The organism is uncultured Phascolarctobacterium sp. (assembly GCF_937920985.1).
Lineage (GTDB): Bacteria > Bacillota > Negativicutes > Acidaminococcales > Acidaminococcaceae > Phascolarctobacterium_A.
In genome coordinates, this window is sequence record NZ_CALDXR010000016.1 from 1 (window position 1) to 15,984 (window position 15,984).

Annotated in this window: 15 protein-coding genes, 1 tRNA gene and 1 other RNA gene; 16 read left to right on the forward strand and 1 reads right to left on the reverse strand. The window is 49.0% G+C overall.

Features of this window, described 5'->3' with window-relative positions; translation table 11 throughout:
* Positions 1–150: 150 nt before the first annotated feature.
* The 3 genes from Q0612_RS02555 to ffs all read left to right on the forward strand — a co-directional run bounded on the left by Q0612_RS02555 (position 151) and on the right by ffs (position 1,427).
* Positions 151–1,011, forward strand: coding sequence for a universal stress protein (locus Q0612_RS02555; protein ID WP_298880380.1), 861 nt, complete (start codon positions 151–153; stop codon positions 1,009–1,011).
* A gap of 156 nt (positions 1,012–1,167) precedes the next feature.
* Positions 1,168–1,257, forward strand: a tRNA-Ser gene (locus Q0612_RS02560).
* A gap of 70 nt (positions 1,258–1,327) precedes the next feature.
* Positions 1,328–1,427, forward strand: an RNA gene (ffs, locus tag Q0612_RS02565) — signal recognition particle sRNA small type.
* Positions 1,428–1,492: 65 nt separating this feature from the next.
* Here ffs and Q0612_RS02570 read toward each other — a convergent pair.
* Positions 1,493–3,061 carry a nitrite/sulfite reductase gene (locus Q0612_RS02570; RefSeq protein WP_298880384.1) on the reverse strand — a complete coding sequence of 523 codons (1,569 nt, stop codon included), beginning with the start codon at positions 3,059–3,061 and terminating at the stop codon, positions 1,493–1,495.
* Positions 3,062–3,227: 166 nt separating this feature from the next.
* On the opposite strand from Q0612_RS02570, the gene dnaX reads away from it, so the two are divergent.
* The 13 genes from dnaX to rlmH all read left to right on the forward strand — a co-directional run bounded on the left by dnaX (position 3,228) and on the right by rlmH (position 15,881).
* On the forward strand, positions 3,228–5,054 hold the full coding sequence (gene dnaX, locus Q0612_RS02575; protein WP_298880387.1) for a DNA polymerase III subunit gamma/tau: 1,827 nt from the start codon (positions 3,228–3,230) through the stop codon (positions 5,052–5,054).
* 86 nt (positions 5,055–5,140) lie between these two features.
* The gene (locus tag Q0612_RS02580; RefSeq protein ID WP_293693793.1) at positions 5,141–5,467 is read left to right on the forward strand and encodes a YbaB/EbfC family nucleoid-associated protein; all 327 of its coding nucleotides are present in this window, start codon (positions 5,141–5,143) and stop codon (positions 5,465–5,467) included.
* Between the two features lie 4 nt (positions 5,468–5,471).
* Positions 5,472–6,071 (forward strand): recombination mediator RecR, encoded by a 600-nt coding sequence (gene recR / locus Q0612_RS02585; RefSeq protein ID WP_021720182.1) that lies wholly within the window; start codon positions 5,472–5,474, stop codon positions 6,069–6,071.
* 22 nt (positions 6,072–6,093) lie between these two features.
* Positions 6,094–6,366, forward strand: a complete 273-nt coding sequence (locus Q0612_RS02590; RefSeq protein WP_298880391.1) for a pro-sigmaK processing inhibitor BofA family protein — start codon at positions 6,094–6,096, stop codon at positions 6,364–6,366.
* A 178-nt stretch (positions 6,367–6,544) separates the two neighbouring features.
* Positions 6,545–7,762, forward strand: a complete 1,218-nt coding sequence (locus tag Q0612_RS02595; protein ID WP_298880394.1) for a dicarboxylate/amino acid:cation symporter — start codon at positions 6,545–6,547, stop codon at positions 7,760–7,762.
* A 208-nt stretch (positions 7,763–7,970) separates the two neighbouring features.
* Positions 7,971–8,636 (forward strand): CoA pyrophosphatase, encoded by a 666-nt coding sequence (locus Q0612_RS02600; RefSeq protein WP_298880397.1) that lies wholly within the window; start codon positions 7,971–7,973, stop codon positions 8,634–8,636.
* A 14-nt stretch (positions 8,637–8,650) separates the two neighbouring features.
* Positions 8,651–10,018 (forward strand): LCP family protein, encoded by a 1,368-nt coding sequence (locus tag Q0612_RS02605; protein ID WP_293848710.1) that lies wholly within the window; start codon positions 8,651–8,653, stop codon positions 10,016–10,018.
* A gap of 373 nt (positions 10,019–10,391) precedes the next feature.
* Complete coding sequence (locus tag Q0612_RS02610; RefSeq protein WP_298880402.1) at positions 10,392–11,249, forward strand: DegV family protein; 858 nt, start codon at positions 10,392–10,394, stop codon at positions 11,247–11,249.
* A 21-nt stretch (positions 11,250–11,270) separates the two neighbouring features.
* Complete coding sequence (locus Q0612_RS02615; protein ID WP_298880404.1) at positions 11,271–12,878, forward strand: DAK2 domain-containing protein; 1,608 nt, start codon at positions 11,271–11,273, stop codon at positions 12,876–12,878.
* Entirely contained in the window at positions 12,878–13,315 is a 438-nt protein-coding gene (locus tag Q0612_RS02620) for a Fur family transcriptional regulator (RefSeq protein WP_367181683.1), read from the forward strand. The genes Q0612_RS02615 and Q0612_RS02620 overlap by 1 nt, the downstream gene beginning before the upstream one ends.
* Positions 13,316–13,478: 163 nt before the next feature.
* Positions 13,479–14,294 carry an MBL fold metallo-hydrolase gene (locus Q0612_RS02625; protein WP_298880409.1) on the forward strand — a complete coding sequence of 272 codons (816 nt, stop codon included), beginning with the start codon at positions 13,479–13,481 and terminating at the stop codon, positions 14,292–14,294.
* 13 nt (positions 14,295–14,307) lie between these two features.
* Positions 14,308–15,405: a S1C family serine protease gene (locus Q0612_RS02630; protein WP_293828956.1), complete on the forward strand. Its 1,098-nt coding sequence runs from the start codon at positions 14,308–14,310 to the stop codon at positions 15,403–15,405.
* On the forward strand, positions 15,402–15,881 hold the full coding sequence (gene rlmH, locus Q0612_RS02635) for a 23S rRNA (pseudouridine(1915)-N(3))-methyltransferase RlmH (RefSeq protein WP_298880415.1): 480 nt from the start codon (positions 15,402–15,404) through the stop codon (positions 15,879–15,881). Before Q0612_RS02630 ends, rlmH begins: the two co-directional genes overlap by 4 nt.
* Positions 15,882–15,984: the final 103 nt, after the last annotated feature.

Genomic DNA, 15,984 nt, shown 5'->3' on the forward strand with positions numbered 1-15,984 from the left:
CGGTGGTGTGAGAGGTCGACTGCTCAAATAATGAGCAGTCTCCTACTCGATTGGCAGTATTTTTAGGAAAGCTGTTTTTTACTCAGGCAGGAATTTCGGGATTCATGGCGAACTATCCATATATTACATATTTTTTAAAGGAGCAATTAGATGAGTACATTCACCAAGGTCCTGTTGGCCACAGATCTGTCCCCGCAGGCTGATAAATTGACCGAGTGTCTGTTTTGCTTATGCCCCGATACGGAAACGGAAGTGGTTTTGGCTCACGTCTTTGATGATGACGATGATGCCGACCCTGACGGTAGCAGCTTTAAAAAAGCGCGCAGCCGATTGGATGGGTATAAAAATGATATAGAGCAGGCAGGCTATGAAGAAATTTCCATTGTAACCCCGGCAGGCGAGCCCTGCGAAACCTTAAGCAGGCTGGCGGAAGAAAACGACGCTGACCTGATGCTGGTAGCATCTCACCGCAAGGGCTTTTTGAAGCGTGCGCTGATGGGCAGCACTACCTATGAGCTGGCACGGGCTACAATGATTCCCCTGCTGATTAATAAGGATGAGGAAGATGAGGTTACAGAAAATCTGCTGGATACTGTGCTGATACCGACCGATTTTTCCCGTAAATCCTTAGAAGCGCTGAACGTTATCCGTAGTCTGCGTGAATATGTAGGCAAGGTGTTGTTTGTGCATGTTGTTGAGCACAGCAGAAACAAACATGATTACAAGGAAAAATACGGCAGTGCCAAAATGTTTTTGCAAGAGCTGGTAGACGAAATGAAAATTTTCGGCATTGAAGCCGATTATCGCATTGCACATGGCGTAGCCTCCAAAAAAATTGCTGCTATCTGCGAGCGTGATAATGTCAGCCTGATTATGATGACTAAAACCGGCGCCGATATGACTAACGGCGATGACTTGGGCAGCACCTCGGAAAACGTGGTTCTGAATTCTGATTGTGCGGTAATGCTGCTGCCGGCTGAAGACAGTGATGAGGAGGATTCCTTCTCCTAAACTGCTGCAGAAGAAAAATTTGATGATTTTATAAAAATTTTTACAAAAAACGCTTGACTTTCATTAAAAATGCCAGTATAATATTACTTGCAGTCATGTTGACTGCGGGTACGTATTGTGCTGGCAAATTGAAAATAGTTTAAAGTTTTCAACCTTGGAGAGATGACCGAGTGGTTGAAGGTGCACGCCTGGAAAGCGTGTGTACGGGAAACCGTACCGAGGGTTCGAATCCCTCTCTCTCCGCCACTTAAAAATCTGCCGCACTGAGCGGCTTTTTTAATAAAATCATATAGCTTGTTTCTCTGTAGGATCGTAGAGCTGGGTCCTGCGCAATGGGAGCCTGTGAACCAGGTCAGGTCCGGAAGGAAGCAGCCTTAAGCGGATACTTTCATGTGCCGCGGGGAAGCCCGTCTTTGCGGTCCTACAGGGAAATAAACGAAAAAAATCCGTCGCATGTGCGACGGATTTTTTTGTGCTGCGCTTATTGGCTGAGCAACTCGATTTTTTTCATATAGGGAGCAACGATAGTAGCGATGGCCTGAGGATTTGCTGCCTGCCAGGCGGCAAAGTCCAGACCGCTTTGGGCGATATGCTTGCCGATTTCCAAAAGCACGAAGGGGATATCTTCGGCGAGCAGTGTGCCTACTTCTTCCCCTAGGCGTTCGCTGCCCTGCAGTGAGCAGCCGTTGATGTACATAGTGAAGGCTGGGTGTGCTGTACCCTTGATGACCTTAACTGTACCGCGGAAGCCGAGTTCGCCTATTTGGTGGGTGCCGCAGCTGGAAGGACAGCCGGAAATATAAATCTGCGGCAGAGCATCACTGGCGGCGTACTGCGTAGCCATTTCTTCGAAGCAGCTTGTCAGCAGGCTTTGGGAATCTCCCATGCCCATCTGGCAGACGGTGGAGCCGATGCAGGCCACGCTGCTGGTGAAGGCATTATAGGCTGTGTCAGGCGTGAGCGACATTACCTTTGCTGCTTCGGGAGCAGTGAGGTTGATAATATAGACGCTTTGGTCGGATGCAAGACGCAGCTCGGCGGCTTTAACGTTCTGCAGATAATCCGCCAGAGCGAGGAAGCTTTCAATTTTGGGCAGTCCTGCCTGTGGATGATAATTTACGGCGTAAAGACCGGGCTGCTTCTGTGAGGTAATGCGGAAGCCGGTGATGAGCTTGAAGTCGCGCTTGGTGATTTTTGTTGCCTCAGGCTGCAAATCAAGACCGCCCTCCTGCAGTGCCTGCAGGAGGCGTTCGCTGTAGGCTGCTTTGTAAGCGGCTTCGCCGCCCAAAAGCTCAGGCAGATAACGGGTGCGTGATTTGGATCTTTGCGTATAGGTGCCGCATTCGCGGAAGGTGGCGAGCATTGCTTTGATATGATACAAGATTTTTTCGGGAGCAACAGCCTCGGCCATTTTTATACCGATGCAGGGAGCAGGTCCCAGACCGCCGGCGCTATAGACATCGAAGCGACCGTCGGGACGGGCGGCGAAGCCTAAATCGCGCATGGTGGCGTGCGTAAGATTTTGCGGGGAATTGGAAAAGCCGGTCTTTAATTTGCGTGGCAGCTTGCCGTCGGGAATGGCAGCGACAAGATATTGCGCCGCTGCTTCGGCGTAGGGCAGCACGTCAAAATATTCCTCGCGCTCCACACCGCTTAAGGGTGAGCAGAGGACATTACCGGGATAGTCACCGCCGCAGCCGAAGGGGATGATATCCGCGTCCAGGCATTGCTCCAAAATTTCAGCGGCAGCCTCGGCGCTGAGGTCATGCAGCTGGATAGTCTGGCCGGTGGTGAAGTGAATGCGGCTGATGTTATACTTGCGGATCATCTTGGCGATGAAGGCCAGTTTATCTGCAGTTATGCGACCGGCACTGCAGCGCAGGCGCAGCATATTGCTTTTGCCGTCGCGCTGGGCGAAGCTGCCGAAGTAGCCGGAAAACTCCTTATAGGCAATTTTGCCGATTTTTTCATTATGGTAGTCAGCAGTCTGCCTGGCAAAGTCAGGTAACTGCTTGCGTAAAAAGTCCTTGTCAATTTCGGGTATGGTCATTGCTGTAGCCTCCTTTTGATTAGCTGATGATATTATATAATACTTCAGTGCATTAGTAAAATATTTGTTTTGATGATAAGCTGGAGCATCTAAACTGTAATTTACTTTTTAGGCTATTTTGAGTATAATAGTTGTGTATGTAATAAATTCCGGGGAGGTGGCAGCGATGGCTTATGTAGCTTTATATCGCCAATGGCGACCGCAGGACTTTGACGCTCTTGTGGGACAAAAGGCTGTAAAAACAACCTTGAAAAATGCTTTGGCAAGCGGAAAAATAGCCCACGCTTATTTGTTTTCCGGTCCTCGCGGCACCGGTAAAACCAGTATGGCGCGTATTCTGGCCAAGGCTTTGAACTGCGAGCAGGGGCCTACTGCTGAGCCCTGCGGTCAGTGCAGCAATTGTCAGCGTATTGTGCAGGGAACCTCTCTGGATGTAATTGAAATTGACGCTGCATCCAACACCAGCGTAGATAATATCCGTGACCTGCGCGAGCAGGTAGCCTTCACGCCGGCGGAAAGCCGCTACAAGGTTTATATTATCGACGAGGTGCATATGCTGTCTACGGGCGCTTTTAATGCCTTGCTGAAGACATTGGAGGAGCCGCCGGCACACGCTGTATTTATTCTGGCGACGACGGACCCGCAGAAGGTGCCTGCGACAATTCAGTCGCGCTGTCAGCGCTTTGAATTCCGCAGGGTAACGGTAGACGAAATTGCGGAGCATCTGGCCATGGTAGCCGCTGGCAGTGGCATTGAGGCAGATGCGGACGCGCTGCGCTTAATAGCGATTCAGGCTGAGGGCGGTATGCGTGATGCGCTGAGCCTGCTGGATCAGTGCGGTGTTATGGCCAAGCGTGTTACTGTGGCAACCGTGCGCGAGGTGCTGGGTATCGTAGGACGCGAAGCGCTGCACGAGCTGACAGGAGCAATAGGCCGCAGACAGCTGCCGCAGGCGCTGGCTACGTTGAATCTGCTGCTGGAGCAGGGTAAGGATGTCAAGCAGGTGCTTACGGAGCTTATTGAGTATCTGCGGGCGCTGGTGCTTTATCTGGCTGTACCTGACTATGAAGAAATTTATCTGACGGATACCAAAGAAGCGCTGGCAGAGCTGGCGCCGTTATTTGGGCGTGATCGCTTGCTGGCGGCGGAGGAAAGACTGCATAGTGCTATTCAGGAGCTGCGCGGCTCAATGCGTCCGCGCATCACTGCGGAGCTGTGCTTATTGGATTTGTGCCGCGTAGAGGGCAGCACATTGGCTGCTTTGTCGGCAAGGATAGAACAGCTGGAGCGTCAGCTGGCAGGTGGTGTAATGCCTGTTTATCAGCAGGCTCCGGTTAATGCTCAGCCTGTGCCTGCTGTGGCAGTGCAGCAGCCAATAGTACAGGAATATGCCGCACCGGCAGCACAGCAGCCGATTGCACAGCAAGCTTCTGCGGCAGAACAGGTGCAGGCAGCAAAAGCTGCTCCGGCTAAGAAGCCTGCAGTTAAAGCGCAACCGCAACCTGCTGCTGATACGCTGGCTGCAGCGGTGAATGCTGCACCTAAGCATAAAAGTGCCAGAGTACAGCAGACTGAGGAATATGCCGGTGATTTTGCTGCCGGTGAGGACTTCTGGAAGCAGGCTCTGGAGATCATGAAGGCTGAAAAGAAGAACTCAATGGTATCCTGCGCTAAAAACGGCAGAGTCTTCAGCTTTGCCAATAACATTCTGCAGGTGGCCTTTAAGGCGCCCTTCCTTGCGGACAGAATGAACAAGGATGACTATCGCGGTGCCTTTGAGGAGGTTCTGCTGCGTCTGGCAAGGCGCGAAATCAGGCTGGAGGCTGTGATTGAAGGCAAGGCCAAGCTGCCGCAAAAGCCTGTAAAGCAGCAGGAGGTGCAGCAATCGGCGGAGAACGAAACGCCGAGTCTGCAGGCAGCACAGCTGCCGGAAAACCTGCGTAAGGCCTTTAATGCTTTGGGCGGCAGCGTAACAGATATATCTGACCAATGAAACTAAATTGAGACTAGCAGGTCTTGGCTTATGTTTCTGAGAATATATAATATCAATATATGTAAATATCAAGGAGGAATTTAATTATGTTTCCAGGTGGCATGGGTAATATGCAGGCAATGATGAAAAAGGTACAAAAAATGCAGTCCGATATGGCGAAAATGCAGGAGGATCTGAAAAGCCGTACTGTAGAAACGTCTGTCGGCGGCGGTGCCGTAACCGTTGTTGTCAGCGGTAAAAAAGAACTGAAATCCATCAAAATCAATCCGACCGCTGTAGATCCTGAGGATGTAGAAATGCTGGAGGATATGATCCTGACAGCTGTCAATGACGCTATGAAGCAAATTGACGAGCTGACCGAAAAAGAAATGGCTAAGGTTACCGGCGGTATGAAGCTGCCTGGCATGTTCTAAGCTGATGGCAAGAATGATCAGGCCGCTGGCTAATTTATACGAGCAGCTCAGGCGTTTACCGGGCATTGGTTCGAAAACAGCTATGCGACTGGCCTATCATGTGATTGACATGCCTGCGGAGGATGTGAAGCAGCTGGCGGCGGCTCTGAGCGGCGCCAAGGAGCAAATTCACTATTGCAGCCGCTGCTTTAATCTTACTGACAGCGATGTATGCGAGATTTGCCGCGACAGCTCGCGCGATAGCTTTACTATCTGCGTAGTAGAGCAGCCGCAGGATATTGCGGCGATGGAGCGCAGTCATGGCTATCACGGATTGTATCATGTGCTGCACGGTGTGCTTTCGCCGCTGGATGGTATTGGTCCGGAAAAGCTGCGCATCAGAGAGCTGCTCTTGCGCCTGCAGCAGGAATCAGTCAGTGAAATTATTATTGCAACCAACTCAGATGTAGAGGGCGAGGCGACTGCTACCTATCTGGCGCAGCTGCTGAAGCCTGTAGGAATAACCGTCAGCCGTATTGCTCATGGCCTGCCGATGGGCGGCGATTTGGAATATGCTGACGAAATAACCTTGTCTAAGGCGCTGGAAAACAGGCGTAAGATGTAGAAAGGACTGGCGTTATTTATTTATGGAACTTAATGCTATTTTGTCACCGCTTGGTGCTTTTGTACCGATGATTGCTGGAGTACTGTTGCTTTTAGTAATAGTAAAGCTGCTGTCGATGCCCTTCAAGCTGGTGTGGAATGGTCTCTGCGGCGCTTTGCTGCTGTGGTTTATCAATGTAGTAGGCTCGTTGGCGGGCTTTACCATGAAGATTACGGTTATCAAGGCTTTGATTGCCGGCTTCTTTGGTGTTCCCGGTGCTCTTGCCGTAGTGCTGTATGAGCTTTTAGTTAAATAAGATAATTTGCTTTTGCCCCTGCACGTTGCTGCAGGGGTATTTTTATGCGCTTCGACGGGATAATCGTAAATAATATTGTATACACGGTAATAATACTGTATACAATCGGACTTTTCTCTGATAAGTTGTTATAATTAGCTTAACAGTTTTTTTACTTAATTATCTGGGGGTTGTAAAAATGAATTTATCTACAAAAATTTTAATCGGCCTTGCGCTTGGTATTATTGCAGGCCTGGAGCTGGGTGCTGAAGGCGCCGGCTTCGCCAAGACCTGGATTGGTCCTCTGGGAACAATTTTCATGAACATGATCAAAATGGTTATCGTACCGCTGGTATTCTCCAGCCTGGTAATTGGTGTCACCAGCCTTGGTGATATCAAAAAGGTAGGCCGTATCGGTGTAAAAACTGTAGCATACTATCTGGTAACTACTGCTTTTGCTATCGTTATCGGTCTGGCAATCGGTACCATCATGCAGCCGGGTGTTGGCCTTCATATGGCTGCTGATACCGCTAAGGTTGCTGCTAAGGCTGCACCGCCTATTTCCAAGGTTATCATTGACATTTTCCCGACTAACCCGCTGGAAGCTATGGTTAAAGCCAACATGCTGCAAATCATCGTTTTCTCTCTCTTCGTTGGCGCTGGTATCACCGTTGTTGGTGAAAAGGCTAACGCTCTGAAGCACACCATCGATGGTCTGGCTGAGGTTTCCTACAAAATCGTAGGCATGATCATGGCTGTTGCGCCGATTGGTGTTTTCGGTTTGATTACTCCGGTAGTTGCAGCTAACGGTCCTTCCGTACTGTTGCCGCTGCTGAAGGTTGTTATCGCTGTATATCTGGCTTGCCTCCTGCACGCCGTTATCGTTTACGGTTCTATGATTAAATTCCTGGCAGGCATGAGCTTCATCAAATTCATTAAGGGTATTGCTCCGGCATCCCTGATGGCTTTCAGCTCCTGCTCCTCCGGCGGTACTCTGCCGCTGACCATGAGCTGTGCTCAGAAAATGGGCGCTTCTAAAGAAGTTTCCAGTTTCGTTCTGCCGCTTGGTGCAACCATCAATATGGATGGTACTGCTGCTTACCAGGGTGTATGCGCACTGTTCATTGCTCAACTGTACGGCATTGACCTCACCGCTTCCCAATACATGACCATTATCGTTACCGGTACTCTGGCTTCTATCGGTACTGCAGGTGTTCCGGGCGCAGGCTTCATTATGTTGACCATGATTCTGACCAGCCTTGGTCTGCCGTTGGAAGGCTCTGCTCTTATCGCAGGTATCGACCGTATCCTGGATATGCCGCGTACCTCCGTTAACATCACCGGCGATGCTGCTGTAACTCTGCTGGTTGACAAGAGCGAAAAAAAGCATGCAGAAGCTGAAGCTCCTCTGTACTAATTAAATCTGTCTTTCCCTTGGCGTCAGCTGCGTTAGCGGCTGGCGCTTTCCTTTTGCCGTAAGCAGTGTAAATAATGTGTTTTTCAATGATTGTTACTTGGATTTTACAGCTTAGTTACATTTAGCGGCAGGAAAACACTTATCTCGCGCAGAAATTTATAAATACTATTTTCATTTGCCGACGAAGGTGTTAAAATAAGGTGTTATTATGAATGAGATGGAAAAATTACAGTATGTATTGTTTGAGCGACTGCACCGTCGTGCTCCTGGCATTGATAAGCTGGACCGTTTGTGGGATGCTGCCGTACTGCTGCCCATAGTGCGTACTCCCGAAGGCATCAGTGTGCTGTTTGAGGAGCGGGCGCATACCCTGCGCAGTCAGCCGGGTGAGGTGTGCTTCCCCGGTGGCAAGTACGAATGCGAGGATAACAGTTTCCGCAATACTGCAGTGCGCGAAACCTGCGAGGAGCTTGGCCTGCAGCCGGAAAATATTACTATCTGCGGTGAGCTGGATTGTCTGGTAACGCATAACGGACCGATTATCCACCCCTTTGTTGGTCTGATTGATGATATCAGCAAGATTACGTACAGCAAAAGCGAGGTAGAGCGCATCTTCACTGTACCGCTTAAGGTGCTTTTGGAGCAAAAGCCAAGGCGTGGCTCCGTGCAGCTGGCAGACCATCCGGGTGATGATTTTCCGTTTGACCTGGTGCCGCAGCGCAAGCGTGGCTGGCGCATGAACAAGTCCTATTATGTGTATTTTTACCTGTATGAGGATAAGGTTATCTGGGGCCTGACCGCACGCATGCTGTATGCTTTCCTGTACCGCAGCCGCAAGGAGCTGACGGAATATCTGGCAGAAGAAATTGATTGAGAGGTTATATAAGGATGAAAAGCATTCTCCAGACAAAAATTTTAATGATTGTAACGGCTATCTGTGTAGTAGGCTATATTGCCTTCGGTTATTTCTTTCCGGAAACGGGATTGGATAATCTTGCGCCGACAGATAGGCTGAATCTGAAAAAGAATATTGTTGTTATGGGTGTTGACGAACGCTCCGATGATGTGGGCCGCAGTGATACGCTGTTTGTCGTAATGTTCGACAGCAGTAATAAAAGCGCTTCCCTGCTTTCGGTACCGCGTGATACACGTGTACGCATTGACGGTCACGGCTGGGATAAGATTAACCATGCCTACGCTTACGGCGGCCGTGAGCTGACACAGAAAACTGTAGAAGAATTGCTGGGTATTAAAATCAACAATTACGTCATGGTTGATTTTAAAGGCTTTACCGGTCTTGTTGATGCTATCGGCGGCATTGATATCGATGTGGAAAAGGATATGTATTACCATGATACCTGGGACGGCTTTACCGTTGACCTGAAAAAGGGCCGTCAGCATCTGGACGGCAAAACAGCCATCCAATATGTGCGCTTCCGTGATGAAGAGGGCGATATCGGCCGTATCCGCCGCCAACAGCATTTCCTGATGGCAGTTTACGACAAGATTACCTCTGCCGATATGCTGCTGCATATCCCCGGCCTGGCTAAGCAGCTGACCTCTATGGTGAAGACTGATATGCCTCTTAGCGATATGATGGATTTGGGCAGAGCGCTGCATTCCATGGTTAAGGAAAAGGGCCTGTCTATGGCGATGGTTCCCGGTACTCCGAAGTATATCGACGGTATCAGCTATTGGCTGCCGGATATTACCGACTTGCGCGAGCTGATGGTTAAGATGCAGGGTGCAACCATGACGGAGCACTACAAATCTGCAGCTGAGCTGATGGAGAAGGAATACAACAATGCTGTGGAAAAGGTAGAAAAGGGTGATGACAGCGAGGAAAATAAGGAAGCTGTCAAAGAGGAAAAAGAGCTGAAGGCTAAAAAGGAAGAAAAAGCCAAGGAAGAAGAGGCTAAGCAGTCCGGCAAATCCAAGAAAGCAGGCAAAGATCAAAAATCCGCCGCTTCCGAGGAAGCTTCCTCCGACAGCCGCGGAGTTGTGCGCCTTGTAAACTGCAGTGGCAGCAAAACTGCAGGTGCGGAGGCTGCCGCTCGCTTGCGTAATGCCGGCTTTGAGGTTATCAGCGGCGGCAGCGGCGAAGTAATCGGCAATACTGTTGTTGTTTCTACAACTAATAACGGTGCTGTTGTCAATCGTCTTTCCAACGTCCCCTTTGCACATCAGATGCGCATCAGCCGTGACGGTGCTGCCGATTGCGATGGCGTGATTATGCTGGGTGCAGATTTCAAATAAGCTGGAATCGGCCGCAGGTGTGATACTGTTGGCTATGATAATCAATAATGAATTTGTCCACGAATCGTAAGGCTTGCCGGAAGTTCGTGGACAATTTAGTCAGCTAACGTAAAAAAATTTACAAAAAACTCTTGCATTTTGTATACAAAGATGGTATACTAAGAGCATCAAAACAGCCCCTCATTTGGCCCTTCTTCGTAAGGGCTTTTTTTTTTGCCATTTTTAGAAATTTAGTATATAATTTTTGAAATATTGTCAGTTAGCTATAGTCAATGTAGCAATAGTTTTCAGAATATGGTACAATATAATATAATATGGGAGCAGAACGGATATAACTTATATAGAGAATATTCATAACTAACAGGAGGCTTATATGCACGATGAAATACATGTTGTCGTAGATAGTCTTTCGGCAGCAGACGAAACAGCTTTGAAGGATGATTCACGTTGCCACATTCTGCGTTTGATTATCCGTCACGGAGATTTGGAATGGCAGGACGGGGAACGTTCGCTGGCAGAATTGTTCGGTATGGTAGAAGCAACCGGCAAGCTGCCGATTACTTCACAGCCGCCTATCGGCGTTGTAATTGAGCTTTTTACCAAGCTTGCTCAGGAAGGTAAAAAGGTTATTATGCTGACAGTAGACAGCGTGCTCAGCGGTACCTATCAGACCGCCTGCGTTGCTGCACGTCAGGTAATGGATGATATAAAGGGCGCGGATATCCGTGTAATCGACAGCAAGACTGCTGCCTGCCCTATCAGCGGTATTGCGATGGAAGTACTGAAGCATACAGCTGCAGGCATGGACATTGACGAGGCCGAAAAAATGGCGCGTGAGATGGTTGCGCGTACAGAAACATTTTTCAGTGTAAATACATTAGACTATTTGCAAAAGGGTGGACGCATTGGCGCAGTTGGCGCTTTGATAGGAAGTATTTTTGGTATTCGCCCTATTGTGCACTTAGATAAAGAGGGCAGGCTGGAAGTTGCGGACAAATGCCGTACCCGTAAAAAGGTTATGAAGCGCATGGTTGAGATGGCTGCGGAAAAAGCACCCATTGAAGCAATTTTCGTCGCTCATGCAGAGGCTTTGGCAGATGCAGAGGATTTGGAAAAGCAGATGCAGGAATTATTCCCGAATGTACCGACTATGCTTACAGGTATCGGCACCGTTTTGGCTGCTCATCTTGGACCCGGTGCTATCGGTGTATTCGTCCGTCGCAAAGCCTGAAAGGAAAGGTGTGGGGTTTAGATGAATAATATCAAGGTAATTACCGGCAAGCAGCTGAAGGATATGCTGCTGGGTGCTTACCATAGCTTTGAAAAGAATTTTGAAGCTATTAATGATTTAAATGTTTTTCCGGTACCGGATGGCGATACCGGTACTAATATGATGCATACTATGGCGTCCGTGGCGAAGGCTATCAGCGCAATGAGTGATGAAGCCGAGGCCGGAGAAATCGGTGCTGCAGCTGCCCGCAGCGCTATTATGGGCGCACGCGGCAATTCCGGCGTAATTTTATCGCAGCTGCTGCGTGGTATCGGCAAGGGTGTTGCCGGTAAAAAGACGCTGAACAATACAGAAATCGGCAAGGCCTTCCAGTTTGGTATTTTATATGCTTACCGCAGTGTCTCCAAACCGGTAGAAGGTACTATTCTGACAGTAGCCCGCGGCATGGCCAAGGGTGCTTATAACGCTGTTCGCGGTAATGTGAGCCTGGAGGAAGTGCTGCTGGAGGCTATCCGCAGCGGCAAGGAAGAGCTTGCCAGAACTCCGGAGCTGTTGCCTGCACTGAAGGCAGCCGGTGTTGTTGATGCCGGCGGTCAGGGCCTAATTGTCTTTTTCGAGGGCTGTCTGGCAGGCCTGCGCGGTCAGGATTGCGAAGTGCTTCCTGTTACACCGCGTGCCAAGGTACAGATTCAGAAGGGCGAGCCGCTTGATCTGGAATATCCTTATTGCACCGAATTCATCGTCAAGGATGCTAATGTTGATAAGCAGACTGTCAGCAAGGCCTTAGAGGGCATGGGCAATTCCATGATTGTGGCAGTGGTAGAGGATATCGTTAAGGTACATATCCATACCAAGCATCCAGGTGATGCGCTCAACATGGCGCAGACCTGGGGAACTCTGCATGATATCAAGGTAGAAAATATGCGCGACCAGCACGAAAACCGTCTCTTTAGCGCTGATGATATTCAGCCGGTTAAGCATGGCGTTGGTGTGCTTACTGTCGCAGCCGGTGACGGTATTGCCAAGATTATGCATGAAATGGGTGCTGCAGAGATTATCAGCGGCGGCCAGAGCATGAATCCTCCGGTAGAAGAGTTTGTCAATGCTATTGAAAATGGTACCTGCGAGCAGTATATTATCCTGCCGAACAATAAGAATATTGTTTTGGCAGCTGAGCAGGTGCGTAAGCTGCTGGGTAATTCCAAGGTAGCCTATGTTCCTACTACCAATATGGCCCAGGGCTTGTCCGCACTGCTGCATTTTGATGCAACCCGCAGCATGGACGAAAACACTGTTATTATGACCAAGGAAGCCAAGGAAACAGCCAGCGGCAGTATTACCGTAGCTGTACGCGACAGCGTAGTTAATGGTATTGCTATCCATGAGGGCGATTATCTTGGTATTTTAAATGATAAAATTGTTTGCAACGGCAGCAGCATGGAGAAAGTGCTGCAAAAGATGCTGGCAGATGGGGATTATGAACTGATCAGCTTATATTATGGTGCCGATGTAACTGAAGAGCAGGCTGAAAAGCTGGCAGCTGAAGTGGAAAAGCTGAATGGTGAGTGGGAGGTTGAAACCTTTTACGGCGGACAACCGCTGTATCCGATTCTGTTGGCAATGGAGTGATGAATATGCTTACAAGTCAGGAATTAACCAACCTGTTGCGCGAGCGTGGCTATAAGGTCACCCCTCAAAGACTTGCTGTTTATGAAGCCTTGGCTGATGAAACATGGCATCCGAATGCAGAGATGCTGTTCAATAAGCTGCAGCCGAAGTTTCCTGCTATGAGCTTTGCTACGGTATATAAAACTGTAGAGATTCTGCACGATATCAACGTTATTCAGATTCTGAATACGGGTGAGGATAGCTTCCGTTATGATGCCGATATCAGCGAGCATTATCATCTGCGCTGCTTGAAATGCGGTGCGGTAGACGATGCGCTGATGGATGACGGCGTTAAGCTACAGCTGACACAGGATGTAGAAAAGCAGAGCGGTTACACTATCAGCAGCCGTCAGTTCTATTTCTTTGGTTTGTGTCCGAAGTGCTCAAGATTGCATTAAATTATAAAGAAGTGTACCGATTAATTAGCTGATTGGTACACTTTTCTTTATATATTGAGCAGTTATGTCAGAATTTTGTAGACTTATTTTTACGAAAATGCCACAATAGCAGTTTATGAATTTGCTATAATAAAGATGTTATATTGATAGGAGTGAAGGCTTGGTGCTAAACGACTTTCAGATAGTTATGCTGGCCAGCGGCAGCAAGGGGAATGCTGCCTTGATAAGCACAGCAAACCAGCGCTTTTTGGTTGATATAGGTATCAGCTGCAGAGCGTTGACTACAAGAATGAAGGAAATAGGCGTCAGCGTAGACGAGCTGGATGGCGTGTTTATTACACATGAGCATGTCGACCATGTGCGCGGGCTGGCAACCTTTTTAAAAAATTATCAGGTGCCTGTATATAGCAGTGCACTTACCTGGCGGGCATTGCTGGCGAAGGACAGCAAGCTGGTGCGTCAGAACTGTCGTCTTATTGACAATAACCGCCTGCTTTGCGGTGATGTGGAGGTGCAGAGCTTCAGCATACCACATGATGCTGTGGACCCGCATGGTTACACCTTTACGAGCCGCAGCAATGGCTCTAAGTGCACCTATCTTACGGATGCAGGCTTTGTGACTGATACTATACGTGAGGCTGTTGCAGGCAGCAGTGCGTTGGTTCTGGAGGCTAATCATGATGTGGAAATGCTGAAAAACGGTCCTTATCCGCGTCAGCTGAAGCAGCGCATTTTGAGTACGCTGGGACATTTATCCAATGATACTGCCGGACATTTTCTGACAGAGCTTGAGCGTTTGCCAGAGCATATTGTGCTGGCGCATCTGAGTGAGCACAATAACCTGCCGCAGCTGGCACAGGATACGGTGCAGAATATTTTACATGATAATAACCGCCTGCAGGAAACAGAGCTTTTTGTAGCTGCCCAGAACAGGGTAGTGGCAGATAGTCCGCTGCCGGCAGTCTTAGATTTTAAATAAGGAGTGGATACAGATGAATAAGAGTATCTGGAAAAAATCAGCTAATATTTTTGTCTGTGGCCTTTTAGGTGCGGCAATTCTGGTTGCCGGCTGTGGCGACAATAAAACCTCCGCCGCAGTACATGAAAAGCCTGCTGTCAAAACTGAGCAGCAGCTAAGTGCGGCACGCAATACACCGATTGTAGCTGCCGCCAAGAAGGTTGGTCCTGCTGTCGTAGGTATCACCAACAAGGCTTATGTGCGCGACTTCTTCAATCGTACGCAGCTGATGGAGCGCGGTACAGGCAGCGGTGTTATTTATGATAAGGCCGGTTATATTGCGACTAATAACCATGTAGTTGAGGGCGCTTCGGAAATTATCGTCAGCCTGCCTGACGGACGTACTGTTAAGGGTAGAGTTCTTGGCGCTGATGCTGTAACCGATTTGGCTGTAGTAAAGATTGATGCAGATAATCTTACTGTTGCTACCTTTGGTGACAGCGATACCCTGCAGGTTGGCGAACCGGCAATTGCTATCGGCAATCCGCTGGGCCTGGAATTCCGCGGCAGTGTAACTGCAGGCGTTATCAGTGCTTTGAACCGCAGCATTGAAGTAGGCGAGCGCAAGTTTAACCTGATTCAGACTGATGCGGCAATCAACCCCGGCAACAGTGGTGGTGCCTTGGTCAATGCTGATGGTGAGGTAGTAGGCATCAACAGTGCTAAGGTTGCTGTAAGCGGTGTTGAAGGCATTGGCTTTGCTATTCCTATCAACACAGCTAAACCGATTCTGCAGGAGCTGGCAGAGCGCGGTCGCGTGGCAAGACCTTATCTGGGTGCTTCGCTGATGGATCAGGAAATTGCTAACCGTTATGGCTTTGAGATAGATCTGCATGGCGGCATCTTCCTTGTGAAGGTTGTTCCCGGCAGCCCGGCAGCTAAGGCTGACATCCGCCCCGGCGATATTCTCCTGAGCTTTAATGGCAGCAAAGTGAAGACTGCTGTTGACCTGCGCACTGCTCTGTCTAAATGCAAGGTAGGCGAAAGAGCCGAGGTAGTGATTATGCGTAACGGTCAGAGAGAAAGCAGAACTGTGGTATTGGAAGAGGTTCCGAAGGATTACGGCAATTGAAGATAACGATAGCCTGTGTAGGCAAAATTAAGGAAAAATATCTTACTGCGGGGATAGAGGAATTCAGCAAAAGGCTGACACCCTTCTGCAAGCTGGAAACACTGGCGATTAATGAGGAGCGTATGCCTGATAATCCTTCCACGGCAGAAAAGCAGCAGGTGCTGGAGCGTGAAACGCAGCGCCTGCTGGCAATTATTCCGGCAAATTCCTATGTGATTTTGTTGGATGTCATTGGTAATCAGCTGAGCAGCCCGGATTTGGCGGCAAAGCTGGACGAGCTGGCGCTTGCCGGCAACAGCCATATCACTTTCGTGATTGGCGGTGCCTTTGGCTATACTGATGCGTTGCGTAAGCGTGCTGATTTGGCGCTGAGCTTTTCTAAAATGACTTTTACGCATCAGATGATTCGCCTGCTGTTGATTGAGCAGATTTATCGTGCTTTTAAAATCAGCAGAGGCGAAAAGTATCATTGGTAAAATAAGTAGAATAATCCAAGCAAAAAGAGTCGTGCGTAGGCACGGCTCTTTTTTGTGGTGCGCCCAGCATGGGCGATAACTAGGTGGTGAAAGTCCACTACGC